Source organism: Paraglaciecola aquimarina, assembly GCF_032464635.1.
Classification (GTDB): domain Bacteria; phylum Pseudomonadota; class Gammaproteobacteria; order Enterobacterales; family Alteromonadaceae; genus Paraglaciecola; species Paraglaciecola aquimarina.
Window position 1 is genome coordinate 3434488 of record NZ_JAWDIO010000002.1, and the last position, 14455, is coordinate 3448942.

General features: G+C 42.5%; 8 protein-coding genes and 4 pseudogenes. 9 read left to right on the top strand and 3 right to left on the bottom strand.

What is annotated here, in order from left to right; all coding sequences use genetic code 11:
• Positions 1 to 132: 132 nt before the first annotated feature.
• Entirely contained in the window at positions 133 to 831 is a 699-nt protein-coding gene (locus tag RS130_RS17065) for a 3-keto-disaccharide hydrolase (RefSeq protein ID WP_316026928.1), read from the bottom strand.
• Between the two features lie 93 nt (positions 832 to 924).
• Positions 925 to 1785 carry a helix-turn-helix transcriptional regulator gene (locus RS130_RS17070; protein WP_316026929.1) on the bottom strand — a complete coding sequence of 287 codons (861 nt, stop codon included), beginning with the start codon at positions 1783 to 1785 and terminating at the stop codon, positions 925 to 927.
• Between the two features lie 164 nt (positions 1786 to 1949).
• Here RS130_RS17070 and RS130_RS17075 point away from each other — a divergent pair, with 164 nt between their 5' ends.
• From RS130_RS17075 to RS130_RS17100, 6 genes are all read left to right on the top strand, one after another.
• A complete protein-coding gene (locus tag RS130_RS17075; protein WP_316026930.1) occupies positions 1950 to 3065 on the top strand; it encodes an alcohol dehydrogenase catalytic domain-containing protein in 1116 nt (371 codons plus the stop codon).
• A gap of 6 nt (positions 3066 to 3071) precedes the next feature.
• Entirely contained in the window at positions 3072 to 3872 is an 801-nt protein-coding gene (locus tag RS130_RS17080; RefSeq protein WP_316026931.1) for an alpha/beta hydrolase, read from the top strand.
• A 108-nt stretch (positions 3873 to 3980) separates the two neighbouring features.
• A complete protein-coding gene (locus RS130_RS17085) occupies positions 3981 to 5138 on the top strand; it encodes a cytochrome P450 (RefSeq protein WP_316026932.1) in 1158 nt (385 codons plus the stop codon).
• A 25-nt stretch (positions 5139 to 5163) separates the two neighbouring features.
• Positions 5164 to 5472, top strand: coding sequence for a 2Fe-2S iron-sulfur cluster-binding protein (locus tag RS130_RS17090; RefSeq protein ID WP_316026933.1), 309 nt, complete (start codon positions 5164 to 5166; stop codon positions 5470 to 5472).
• Positions 5473 to 5489: 17 nt separating this feature from the next.
• Entirely contained in the window at positions 5490 to 6734 is a 1245-nt protein-coding gene (locus RS130_RS17095) for an NAD(P)/FAD-dependent oxidoreductase (protein WP_316026934.1), read from the top strand.
• A gap of 332 nt (positions 6735 to 7066) precedes the next feature.
• Positions 7067 to 9355: a CRTAC1 family protein gene (locus tag RS130_RS17100; protein ID WP_316026935.1), complete on the top strand. Its 2289-nt coding sequence runs from the start codon at positions 7067 to 7069 to the stop codon at positions 9353 to 9355.
• Between the two features lie 267 nt (positions 9356 to 9622).
• Here the strand turns inward: RS130_RS17100 and metG are convergent.
• Positions 9623 to 11664, bottom strand: a pseudogene (gene metG, locus RS130_RS17105) (methionine--tRNA ligase).
• A gap of 107 nt (positions 11665 to 11771) precedes the next feature.
• On the opposite strand from metG, the pseudogene apbC reads away from it, so the two are divergent.
• From apbC to dcd (RS130_RS17120), 3 pseudogenes are all read left to right on the top strand, one after another.
• Positions 11772 to 12807: pseudogene (gene apbC / locus RS130_RS17110) on the top strand (iron-sulfur cluster carrier protein ApbC).
• Positions 12808 to 12869: 62 nt separating this feature from the next.
• Positions 12870 to 13463, top strand: a pseudogene (gene dcd / locus RS130_RS17115) (dCTP deaminase).
• Between the two features lie 570 nt (positions 13464 to 14033).
• Positions 14034 to 14294, top strand: a pseudogene (dcd, locus tag RS130_RS17120) (dCTP deaminase); the annotation flags it as partial.
• Positions 14295 to 14455: the final 161 nt, after the last annotated feature.

A 14455-nucleotide genomic window follows, 5' to 3' on the forward strand; every position in this document is an offset into this window, starting at 1 on the left:
CACTCGAAGCATGTCTCTGTAAACTTTACTCTGCTGTTAGTAATTTTTACCCGCTATACTAGCGAAACAAACTATCCAGCGTGACATCGCAATACTCAACCAGAAGCTCGGCTTATCCAGCGCTCAGGTTACTTAATCTAACTCAGTGACAAACACATTCCTAAAACGTACCACGTTATCGGTCTTGCCTGTTTTACGTAACTTCTCGCTTCCGTGATGCTGCAAACCAATAAAGCCTTCGGTTAATTTCGAATCTAACACATGGGTAGTTAGCACACCGTTTAGATAAATTTTAATATCGCTATCAATGCATTCAATACGATAAGTATTCCACTCAAGATGTTTATACGCATTTGCCATTTCACTTGTCCACTCTGGCAAAAAGTTCTTTTTAAAATCAGCGTCTAAATCTGAGCGGGTCTTATGCACAGGGTGCAACCATTGACGGCCACTTTGGTGATATAGACCGCCACTCCATTTACGTGGACTTGGGTCAACCTCGGCTTGGTAACCAGCGGCAACTAAGCCTTTTTTGGTGTCTAGAGGTGCACCTCTAAACATAAAGCCAGAATTACTGTATTCGGTAACGTCAGGCATGAGTACCTCACCCGTTAAAATAAAGTTCTTATAACGCTTCTTAGTGGTAAAAAACCAATTTCCCGTAGAATTAAGGACCAACTCATCGCCAACCATTTTCGCTGTGCCATAATTGTAGATATTAGAAAACTGCGATAAATCTTTGTCTAATAATGATTTAGGTTGTGGTTTCCCGTTAATCGCACAGCCCGCCAAAACAGCCACCGAAAATATAAGACTAAGTACTGATTTCATAACACGCCTATTGTTAAGTAAATGTTGTAAATTTGAGCAGCTAGATTACCTACTTTTTTACAAAAAAAGAAGTCATACCGATTTTATTTTTGGTCAACCAGATTTAGAAAATACTTCACTGCGATATTTTTTAGGGGTCACCGAAAACTGTTTCTTAAATTGTGCAATAAAATGTGATGGACTTGAAAAGTGCAATTCGTAGCTAATTTCAGTAATCGACTTTTCACTTTGGCTGATCATGCGAGCAGCGCTATACAACCTATGCTTTAAGCTGTACTGTGAATAGTTACAACGAAACACACTTTTGAACAAACGTGAAAAATAGGCGGGTGATAAGTAACATTTCTCCGCAGCTTGTTCCAACGACAACTCAACCGAAGGGTTATGCCTAAACAAGTCGATAATAGGTTGAAGCTTCTTAAAACCTTGACTTTTAGCAATGGGTTTATTGCCTTGTAAATCGACAGGATGGGAGAATTCGGCAATCCACAGTATTAAGGTTTTCAATAAATTTAGACTCAGCGGACTATGAGGGTCACGTTGATAGCATTGGTGTAACCAAGCCACCTGCTGTTGCACCACACTTATATGCTCTGGCTCCAAGCGCAAATGCAGCGCTTGATTAAACACCCCTCTTACCTGCACAAAATCTTCATGTTCAAATAACGTCGGCAAAAATTGTAAAATGAACCAAGACTTTTCACCGTCAGCGCAATCAAAATTATGGGTTTCTATGGCAGGCGTAAAAACAATATCATTGTCCTGTAGACTTGACTCTCCCTGACTGTAGAAGTATTGCCCTGTTATCGATTCAAACAAGATAAATTCATGAACTTCATGAAAATGCATAAAGCAACTATAAGGATCGGTAGATTGATAACTGACCTTATGTATTTCAAATAAATGACTCTTTTCAATACAAAATGGTTCACAATATACTCTTTGTGTCTTCATTCAATTCACACATGATTATGCTATAAAAATCAAAATTACCACACTCAATAACATATCAACATCAAATATCTGACATTTTTTCATAAATAACTGACAGTAATCGCCCCCTAAAGTATGTTCCAATTCAGTTTCATTATGTTTACATTTTTTTAAAGAGCCCATTTATGATCACATCTAAAGCAGTTATTTCTGACGGCAAAGGCCACTATCATGTCGATACCGTTCAAATCGGCGAGTGTGCCGATAATGAAGTATTGGTGAAAATTGCTGCAGCTGGTATATGTCACACAGATTGGGATTCGATTCAAACATGGGATAAGCAGTTTATAGTAGGCCATGAAGGTGCAGGCTATGTTCACGCAGTAGGCAAAAATGTCACTAAAGTGGCGGTTGGCGACAAAGTCATTCTCAACTGGGCAATTCCTTGCGGACACTGTTTTCAATGTAACGAAGGTAACGTACATATTTGCGAAACTAATTCACCGGTATGTGGCTGTGGCCTTGAAGGTCACGCCAAAATAGAATCATCTACCCATAATAACCAGCCTATCGAACGTTCTTTCCACCTCGGTGCCATGAGTGAATATGCCATGGTTAGACAAGAAGCGGTGGTAAAACTTACTCATGACATTCCTTTTTCCGCCGCGTCTATCATTGGTTGCGGTGTCATGACTGGCTGGGGCTCTGTGGTTAACGCAGCCAATGTGAAAGCAGGCTCTACTGTTTGCGTTATTGGTTGTGGCGGCGTAGGTTTAAATGTTATTCAAGGAGCTAAAAACTCAGGTGCGGCTAAAATTATTGCCATTGATATCGCTGAAAATCGCATTGAACAAGCGAAAGAGTTTGGCGCTACTCACGGTATAATTTCGCATAAAGATGACCTTGATTTTGTCAAAGTTAAACAACAAGTTTTAGCATTAAATGGTGGTCGCGGCGCCGATTACGCTTTCGAATGTACCGCTATCCCAGCCCTTGGCTCTGCTCCATTAACCCTTATCCGCAGTGCAGGAACAGCGGTTCAAGTCAGTGGTATTGAGCAACGAATTGATTTTGACTGTGAATTATTCGAATGGGATAAAATTTACATCAACCCGCTTTACGGTATGTGCAACCCAGAACGAGATTTTCCGCGAGTATTAGATTTATATACACAAGGTAAGCTTAAGCTCGAAGAATTAGTCAGCAAGACTTATACCTTAGAGAATGTAGCACAAGGGTTCGACGATTTACTCAATGGTCGAATCGCCAAAGGCGTTGTGATCATGGATGGTATGGAATAGCACAATATGACTATCACACGCATTGAAAAATCTAATCCCAAATATGCCCGTAAGAATACACTTACCCTTACTTTACATTCAGATAACCTAAAGCGTCGTCAAGACGTCACTGTGTACAACCCATACAGCAAACAAAACGATTTGCCCATAGTAGTCTTATTGCATGGAGTGTACGGCAATAACTGGGTATGGATGGATTTAGGTGGCGCCCACCAAGTATACGAAAACCTTCGCAAACTAGGTTTAGGCGAGTTTGTTTTGGTGATGCCATCTGATGGCGGAATTTGGGAAGGCTCGGGCTATTTACCTTTACAACAACATGGTAATTTTGAGCAGTGGATCATGGACGATGTTATCAATACCGTGATTGACACAGTGGACTCAGTCAGCAGCAATAGTAATTTGTATATCAGTGGCCTATCTATGGGCGGTTATGGCGCCCTGCGTTTAGGGGCTAAGTATGCCAAACGATTTAGTGGTATCTCAGCCCATTCTTCTATTACTAAGGTAGAAGATCTGGCTCTTTTCACTGATTTACCGCTAACTCACTATCAAACTGCAGATGCCAATGAATCAGACATTGTTTACTGGTGCCAACAAAACAAAGCCGCTCTGCCCCCTTTACGTTTGGATTGTGGTACGAGCGACGAGTTGATCGAAAGTAACCGGGCCTTAGTTAAAAAATTGCAGCAAGCCAAAATTTTACATCAATATCAAGAATTGGCCGGTGGCCATGAATGGCCCTATTGGAACAAAAACCTGATCAAAACATTACAGTTTTTCAATCAAATTGAAACAAATAAATAACAAGTCATATATCTGATATTTTTAGCCAAATAAATAGCAGAAACACCACATTAATGACATTACTATATTATTAACAGTATCGAACCACGTAAATCAATTGAGGGCGTCATGAAACAAAGCGATATTAAAGATCCTTTTGTACAAGCTAGACAACAAAAAGGTTATGCACAAGTGAGTGATCAAGATGATCCTGTCACTATGATGCTAAGATTAAAAGACGTCAGAAAGTGCGCTCATAATGCCAAAACCTTTAGCTCAGAAGATATTCCGGGGCGTATAGTTGTACCTTCAGAAGTCAATATTCGCACCACTAGACAAATCCCTTTTGAAGTGGATCCGCCCAAACATAAAGGATTTAGGAGCTTACTTGACCCTTGGTTTAAGCGCCCCTTAGAAGCAGAATACAAGCAGAAACTACATGCCATAGTAGACGACTTGTTGTCGGCCAATTTGGCTGGTAAGCCAGTTGAAATCATCAAGAACTTTTCTCTCATTCTGCAATCTCGAGCCCTTACGTTATTGTTGAATACGCCTTTTACAGACGCTGAGTTATGGATCAGTTGGGGCACGCACGTATTTCGTAGTGAAGGCGAAGCCCTAGACGGCAACAAAGCGCAAGTACTATATGATTACCTAGACAAAAAACTCGACCAAGCCCTAGCTAATCCAACTGACGACTTGTTTTCTGTGTTATTAAATGCAGAAGTTGATGGTAAGAAAATGAGCAAAGAAGAAGCGAAAGGCGTGCTAATTCTAACCTTTGCGGGCGGCAGAGACACTGTAATTAACGCCGTATCCAATACCATCGCTTATCTAGCTGATCATCCTGAGTCACTGCAACGCTTGCGTGAAGAGCCGGACATCAGAGGGCGAGCGATTGAAGAATTCATTCGTTACTTTTCGCCTCTTACGCATATGGGCCGAGTGGTTAAAGAAGATACCCAGGTATGTGAACACGCAGCCAAAGCGGATACGCGTATATCATTATGCTGGGCGTCGGCTAATCGTGATGAAACAGTTTTTGAAAATCCTAACGAAATAGTGCTAGATCGCAAATTGAACCCGCACGTAGGCTTTGGCTTTAGCCACCATAACTGCCTCGGAGCCACACATGCTAGACAAATACTGAGCATTCTTATCGATGTACTTTGCGAAAAAGTCAGCACCATTGATTTGCTGGATGCTGAAGATAACATCGAGCATTGGGATGACTTTGACCGTAAAGTCGGCTATGAAAGCCTAACCGTTAAATTTAATAAAGCATAAACAACAAATAAGCGAGACAATAAAAATGGCAAAAATTACATTCATTACCCAAGACAACGAAAGTATCACCCTAGAAGCCGACTCTGGCTCAGTGATGGCCCTAGCGGTCGAAAATGGCGTAAAAGGTATTGATGGCGACTGTGGTGGCGTATGTTCGTGCGCGACATGCCACGTACATGTTAACCCCAATCAGGTTGCACAAGCTGGCGCAGCCAGTGAGATTGAAGCTGACATGTTAGAACTAGATGATAACGCAAACGAATTCAGCCGTTTATGTTGTCAAATTGAAATAACAGAAGATCTAGACGGTCTAGAACTGACCGTAGCTAACTAATAAAAGTGGTGTCCTCGATGGTTGTAAGTGAAGAAAAGTGTATTGTCATTGGTGCCAGTCATGCTGGCGTTAATTTAGCATTTGCCCTGCGAAAAGAAGGTTGGCAAGGTGAAATAACATTATTTGATGCAGATCCGACTCTACCTTATCACCGCCCGCCTCTATCAAAAGCCTATTTAACCAGTGACGACGGGATAGAAAAGAACTTACTAAAATCAGCTGATAGTTATGTTAAAGATAACATTTCACTGAATTTAGGCGTGTCTATCACAACTATAGACCGCGCCAATAAAACCATAACCACTGGTGACGGGGTGCAGCATAGCTACACCAAACTAGTCATAGCGACCGGCGCTCGGCCATTTATTCCCCCTATTAAAGGGATCAACGACGCCAGCCATTTATATCCACTACGTAGTGCAGCCGATGTAAACAATATTCGCCAAGCGTTAAAGCAAAGTCACAGCAAACAAGTGGTGATCATTGGTGGCGGCTACATAGGCCTTGAAACGGCCGCGTCCATGAGAAAACTAGGTGCGACAGTAACCGTACTAGAACGGGAAGAACGTATTCTAGCTCGCGTGACAGCCCCGGTTATGTCTGAATTTTTTCAACAATTACATGATGAAAACGGTGTTCAAGTGCTGACCCAAAAAGATGTGACATCTATCGTCACTACTGATGGTAAAAACGTGGTGAACTGTTCCGATAACAGTCAATACCAAGCCGATGTCATTGTTGTAGGAGTAGGTATTCGTGTGAATTCAGAGCTAGCAGCTGCTGCCGGCTTAACCCTAGAAAACGGCATTGCAGTAGATGGTACAGCACGTACCAGCGACAAAGATATCTACGCAATTGGCGACTGTAGTTTTCATCACAATCCCCACTACGACCGCCACATTCGTTTAGAGTCGGTACAAAATGCTGTGGATCAGGCTAAAACCGCTGCGGCCTCTATATGCGGGAAAGATGTCAACTACGATAGCTTACCTTGGTTTTGGTCTGATCAATACGATATCAAATTACAGATGGTCGGTTTGTCACAAGGTTACAATAAAATCCTCGTCAGACAAGAGCTTGGCGAAGGGCACAAATTCTCGGTCTGGTATTTTAAAGACGATACTATTTTAGCAGTAGACGCAGTCAATAATGCTAAAGCCTATGTAGTTGGCACTAAATTTATCAAAGGTGGCGACAAGATAGATCAAGCTAAGCTTGTAGATCCTGAAGTAGAATTTAAGCCCGCTAATTTATTGGCCTAAAATTTAGCCTAAAGTGTGCCAATACGAATGAGAATAAGCTCGTTAAAGGTACATTACCCACCAAGAGGCCTAAATAAGCGGGGCCTTTTTTATGTGGCTACTCCCCCTTAACGCGGCTTGCCTTAAAGCGCAGTGCGATATGAGCCTGCCAGTAATGACTCCCCTTTCGAGCGCTTTTTCTCTGGGTCCTCTCAGGTGCAAAATAGAGGGGATTTAATCAGCGAATGATGGCGATTAACCAAGACTAATCAACCAACACACTTAATAGTCAACTGTTAACAAAACATATATACTTTTCTGCACCTATTATTTTTGCTATTTCAAAGGTAAGCATGAAACAGTCCACTCTATTACAAGGTATACTCGTTACGACATTGGCAACAGCTTTGTTAAGCTGCAGTCAAACCGCAGAGCAAATTAGTCAGACCACGACTGATCATCAGCCAATCACCGTTATTTCTGCCGGTCATCCCGCTGTTATTAATGATGCAAGCAACTTTGTTACTGTTGCCAATATTCAAGGTAACCTAACCAAACGGCTTAGCTTAGATGTCACCGTTAACAAAGCGTTCGGGGCGATCAGTGTTTTTTCTGGGGATACACTGCTAGCGCACAACATAGACTTACCAAAAAGCGGCAAGCAAACCATTAATGTGGTGACCTCTTTTAACCACACAGGCCCCACCCAACTACGCCTCGAAAGTAGAGGCTCAGAAATTGAAATTCATCGCTTTACTATCACCGATGCCAGTATCACAGCACTGCCTACCTTCAAAGATATTTCTGCCGAGATTGGTCTCAATACCGAAATCACCTATAAGTATGGCGGACCTGCAGTTGGCGATGTAAATGATGATGGCTTATATGATTTTGTATTGAACAACCACAATTTTATTCCCAATCAATTGGTAATGAATAATGGCGATGGCACCGTTTCACTGACAGAGTTATTTAGCGGTGCCCGTGATTACCATGGCTCATCGGTTGGCGATTACGACAATGACAATGACTTAGATATTATGGTTGCCTTTGGCGGAGCTAACGGCACCAGTCCAAGCTCTTATATGTTGCTACGTAACGACAAGGGCACCTTTGTAGAAGCATCTAAACAAGCGCATGTTACTACCCCAGCACGAGGTAGAGGAGCGAGGTGGTCTGATGTAGATGGTGATGGAGACATAGACTTAATTTTATTTAATGCTAAAACACCTAATTACGAGGGCCCTCAACAGCTTTTCTATCAAAATAGTGGCGATGGCACCTTTCAACAAGTCCGAGTAGCTGGCGTTGAAATGAGCTCAGGTGAACGAGTGGTCATGAATGACTTTAACGGCGATGGCAAAGACGACATCCTAATGTATTCGCCAGTCTCTCTATGGCAAAGTAATGGTGACTTTACGTTTACCGATGTCACGACACAGTATTTCCCTGAGTCAATAGCAGGTAAGAGTAATGTCCTAGCTGCTACCGATCTTGATATCAACAATGACGGTTTAGTCGATTTCTACTTTGCTAAGGGCCGCACTCACTACCAGTTATCTAGTAAATCCATTGACTTTAACCCCACTTTACAAAAACTGGATATACGAGACGACGGTGAGAAAGGCTCAACATTTATCACCTTTGATGCTGACAACGCTATTAATATCAACAATATCAATCTAACGTTTCGCCAGCATTGGGGCGAGTACCCCATTTTCTTAGGTGCAAACAAGACACGGAAAATCGTTAAAGCCACGGGCTTTCAAGTGAGTCAAGTACCCGAAGAAATGAAAACAGCGCCGCTAGATCTGGATATAACCCAATCAATGGCTAAAGGCTGGGCAGATGAACGCACAGAAAATGGCTTTTACATTGGTTATATTGGCCATGGCAAATGGCAAGCTGAATGGGTGCGTAACAAGAATATATACTGGAATATTTCATTCAGCTTAGATAACGTGACCGGTGTGCAACACGATTGGACAGCCAATAATCGTAATGTCGACGACGTACTGTTACTTAATACTGGCAATGGATACGTCGATGTATCTAAGCAATGGGGCTTACCAGCAGGCGGAAATCATTGGGGCGTGACCCACGGTGATTTTAACAATGATAGTTATGAAGATCTGTTTATACACCGCTATGGGTATTTACACGAACGCATTTCAGATTTGATCCTCATTAACGACGGCCAAGGTCAATTCAATATCACTACGGCCCACGGTGCACACGACGTTAAAGACACTGGTCACGGCGATATGGGGCAAGCATTCGATTTCGATCTCGATGGTAAGGTTGACTTACTAAATGGCAGCGAAGAAGAAGGAAAATGGTATTTATACCAAAACCAAACACCTGCTAGCGGCAACTATCTTTTAGTTGATGTGGGCTACAGTCCGAAAGGCAATATAGACCCGCTCGCAGCTTATGTGTCAATCAAAACTCAATCAGGTAAGATCTACAAGAAACGCATAGGCTCTGCCGGTGAAGTGTTTTCTCAGAGTTTACTCGACAAAGTTCACTTTGGACTGGGCGCTGAAAATACCATCCGTTCGATTACAGTCACTTGGCGAAATGGTGAAGAACTCACAAAATCAGTCAGTCGAGTCAATACGCTATATAAAATTGGCGAATAGGATTAGCTGTATGTTGTCCAACAAATAACTCGTGCTCATTACAGCCTATTCAGCAACAAGCAATACCAACTCCAATAAATGTACACTCAGCGAGAGTTGAATGGAATTGGTATTGCTTAACCTGGATCCTGAATAAGCTGAACCTCTCTACGACGCTCTTTTTGTGTCTAGCGGTGTTGGGTTGTCTAGCAATAAATTGTTATTACGTACGCCAATCCGCCTTGCTATACACGAAAATTTTGTCACCGAGTGAACATTTTTCTGAGGTTACTTCACTTTCATACCTTGGTTGCGCGCCCTCTTCTGGATTAAGTATCCATAAGTCTTCGCCACCTGGCCCCGCAGCAAGTACCATACCCTCTGACATGCCAAAGCGCATTTTACGCGGCGCAAGGTTCGCCACCATCACCGTTAACTTACCTTCTAAGTCTTCTGGCTGATAAGCTGACTTGATACCGGCAAATACTTGGCGAGTTTCCCCTCCTAAATCGAGCTCTAAACGTAATAACTTATCGGCTTTTTCCACATGTTCAGCTTTAGCAATCCGCGCAATACGTAAATCTATTTTCGCGAAATCGTCAAAACTAATAGTCTCAGCAATAGGATCTTTAGCCAAAGGACTGTTTGGATCTATGGCTACTGTTGGTTCAAGATTTTCCTTGGAGATCTTCAATCATAGCGCTCACTTTATCCATATCTACCCGTTGCATGAGTGCTTTAAACTTGTTGATCTGATGATCGGTTAAAACCGATTGCGCACTTTGCCAACTTAAGGTGTCATTTAAAAATACTTCAGCTTGCTCGGTAAGTGCTGGCACCACAGGCTTCAAGTAAGTCACTAAAATACGGAATAAGTTAATCCCCAATGAACATACGTCATGGGTAAAGTCTTGTTTGCTTTCATCCTTGATCGTTACCCACGGCGCGTTTGCATCAATGAATTGATTGGCTTTGTCGGCCAACGCCATGATTTCGCGGATCGCTCGACTAAACTGACGTTTTTCATAAGCATCCGCAATGCTGCTTTCTGCTTGATGGAATTCGGCAACTAATTCAGGCTCAAGCACATGGCTGGATAATTTACCGTCAAAACGTTTGGTAATAAAACTAGCACAGCGGCTTGCAATGTTAACCACTTTACCCACTAAATCAGAATTTACTTTTTGCGCAAAATCTTCAAAGTTTAAATCAATGTCTGTCACGGCATCACTCGATTTAGAAGCGAAGTAATAACGCAAATACTCGGGGTTTAGGTGATCCAAATACGTGCGGCCTTTAATAAATGTGCCTTTTGACTTAGACATTTTTGCACCGTTTACCGTAACAAAACCGTGCACGTTAACACCAGTCGGCTTTCTAAACCCAGCGCCTTCTAACATAGCTGGCCAGAATAGGCAGTGAAAATAAGTGATGTCTTTACCAATAAAGTGATAAAGCTCAGCGTCTGAGTCTTTATTCCAAAATTCGTCGAAGTTTAGTCCCTCTCTATCACAGAGGTTTTTAAAGCTGGCCATATAACCTACTGGCGCATCTACCCACACGTAAAAGAACTTACCTGGCGCATTTGGAATTTCAAATCCAAAATAAGGTGCATCTCGGCTGATATCCCACTGCTGCATGCCTTCTTCAAACCATTCCTTTAATTTATTAGCAATTTCTGGCTGAATAGCACCGCTTTGTAACCAGTCTTGCAACATGCTTTGGAATTGCGGTAAATCAAAAAAGTAGTGCTCAGAGTCACGCAATACCGGCTCGGCGCCGGATACCACTGACTTAGGATTTTTTAACTCTGTCGGGTCGTATGTTGCGCTACACACATCACAACTGTCGCCATTTTGATCTTCAGCGCCACATTTGGGGCAAGTCCCTTTTACAAAACGGTCAGGCAAAAACATGTTCTTTTCGGGATCATATAATTGACTAATCGTACGCTGACTAATAAACCCCGCTTCATTTAGTCGATTGTACACTAGCTCACAGAGTGCTTTATTTTCGTCAGAGTGAGTAATGTGGTAGTTGTCATATACAACATTGAAATCCACTAGATCTTGGTGGTGCTCATCTCGAGTTTTACCTACCATTTCTTCTGGCGAAATACCTAATTGTTGTGCTTTTAACATAACCGGAGTGCCATGGGCATCATCTGCACACACGCTGTAACATTGATGTCCGCGCATTCGTTGAAAACGAGTCCAGATATCCGTTTGAATATGCTCTAATAAGTGACCTAAATGAATAGAGCCATTGGCATAAGGAAGCGCGCTGGTGACTAAAATTTTTCGAGAATGCTGTGTATTCGTTTGCGACATCGTATTGTATGTTTGACTTGTTAGGAAAAAGGGCGCAAATAGTAGCGAAAATAAGCGTTCATTGCATTACGAAATTAGATTTCAATTAAACAAAATTAAGGTAACACATGTTATTTGGCCGTAAAAACGACAAAACCATAGACCAACAACAGATAACTCAAATAATTAGCACGTTTTTTGAGCTGCCGTTAGAGCGCGTTGCAGCTTGGATAAAAGTAGACAATCAAAGGGTAACGGTGACCTTACCTTTTGCTTGCTTGTCACAACATCAAGCTGTACTCGATTCTATAGAGTCTATATTAAGTGATAAGGTGAATGTTAAAATCGTCACCCAAGTAGCCCCTACCCCAACTAACATCCCGCCAATTGCCAATATTAAAAATGTAATTGCCGTAGCATCCGGCAAAGGTGGAGTTGGTAAATCTACTACTAGTGTAAATTTAGCCTACGCATTGATCGCCGAAGGCGCAAAGGTAGGCATGTTAGATGCCGACATATATGGCCCTTCAATTCCGTTAATGTTAGGTAACGCCAGCCAGCAACCCACAAGCCAAGACAATAAACGGGTAGACCCATTGTCTGCCCATGGTATAGTGGCTAGCTCAATTGGCTATTTTGTCCCCGCTGACGACGCCACCGTTTGGCGTGGCCCCATGGCCAGTAAAGCACTACACCAACTAATTAATGAAACGGCACTGGCCAGAACTGGATTATTTAATTGTCGATATGCCGCCAGGTACCGGCGATATTCAGTTAACACTAGCTCAGCAAATTCCTGTGAGTGGCGCTGTTATAGTCACCACACCACAAGACTTAGCCTTAGCCGACGCCACTAAAGGCATCGCCATGTTTAACAAGGTCAACACACCCGTGCTAGGCGTAGTGGAAAACATGAGCTATCACCAATGTGTCAATTGTGGGTACAAAGAAGCCATTTTTTCTGAGCATGGAGGAGACAAGCTCGCAGAGAAGTATCAGCTACCATTGTTGGCCCAACTACCTTTAGATATTCAAATTAGACAACATGCAGAATTAGGCACACCGTTACAAATTGCTGAGCCAGAAAATATCTTAAGTCAAAGTTATCGACAATTAGCCAGACAAACTGCAAAATACTGCTACTTAAAGGGCCTAAGTGCCTAAAAACAAGGTTTTATTTGGCCTATTGGGGCCTTAGCCAATCAGATAACTAATGAGATAACCGAATGCGCTTATGCGACAAAGACATTTACCAACATATAATAGACGGTAAAATTAAAATCACTCCACAGCCTGAATACGCTGAAATTAGTGGCGTCACGGTGGATATGCGCTTGGGGAACAAGTTCCGTGTATTTGAAAGCCATAGTGCTCCGTATATCGACTTGAGTGGTCCAAAAGCAGAAGTACAAGCTGCTTTGAATGATGTAATGGGTGACGAAATTGAAATTGCCGCCAACAAATCATTCTTTTTACACTAAGGCGAATTAGCCCTAGCCGTCACCTTAGAATCTGTCACCTTACCAGCCAATATTGTTGGTTGGTTAGATGGTCGTTCATCATTAGCTCGCTTGGGATTGATGGTACACGTAACAGCACACCGTATCGATCCAGGTTGGTCTGGTAATATTGTTTTAGAGTTTTATAACAGTGGGAAATTACCCTTAGCGTTAAAACCTGGGATGAAAATCGGTGCCATTAGTTTTGAAGTACTGAGTGATTTTGCTGAAAAACCCTATAACGCGCGTCTTGACGCTAAGTATAAAAATCAAGAAGGGGCAATTGCTAGTCGGATCAGTGCTGATGATAAATCGTCATAGAATTTTTCTTTTTAGGAGCATGGCGGCGCACACAAGACATGCCTTCGCCACTTATGCGCTACGCTTACCGCAATCCATTGCGGGTTTTCTCCCAGCATCCTTGCTGGGCGACTGACTTTTCTTCAACAGCCAAGAAAAGTAAGCAAAAGAGGCCCGCCTCCAACCAAGTTCTATTACCTGCGCGACTTGCCTAATAGAGGTCGCAAAGAAGTGTTCCCTACAAACTTTGCTAAAATGACATCCTTGTCATTTACCCACTATTAGTCTGCGTTGCTCGGTGAACTTGGAGTCGCGGGAGATCAAAAGCATGGCTGCGCCACAAAGCATGTGCTTTGCACACAGGGCATGGCTTCGCCATTAATAACCCCTGTAAACTTAATTTTCGTCATTCCGGTAGTCTTTTGAGCCGGAATCCATTCTTTTAAAAGCAGTGCCTAGCCGTGAGATTCGAACTGCGAGTTTAAAAGAAAAAGCATTTGCCACAGAACCAATAGAGAAACCAATAGAGACACCCATAACTAAACGCGATGGCAATCTTTGCAATGTTTCTATTTATGGGTGTCTCGATAAGCATTAGCTCGCTTGGGATTGATGGTACACGTACCAGCACACCGTATCGATCCAGATTGGTCTGGTAATATTGTTTTAGAGTTTTATAACAGTGGGAAATTACCCTTAGCGTTAAAACCTGGGATGAAAATCGGTGCCATTAGTTTTGAAGTATTGAGTGATTTTGCTGAAAAACCCTATAACGCGCGTCTTGACGCTAAGTATAAAAATCAAGAAGGGGCAATTGCTAGTCGGATCAGTGCTGATGATAAATCGTCATAGAATTTTTCTTTTTTAGGAGCATGGCGGCGCACACAAGACATGGCTTCGCCACTTATGCGCTACGCTTACCGCAATCCATTGCCGGTTTTCTCCCAGCATCCTTGCTGGGCGACTGACTTTTCTTCAACAGCCAAGAAAAGTAAGCAAAAGCATTTGCCACA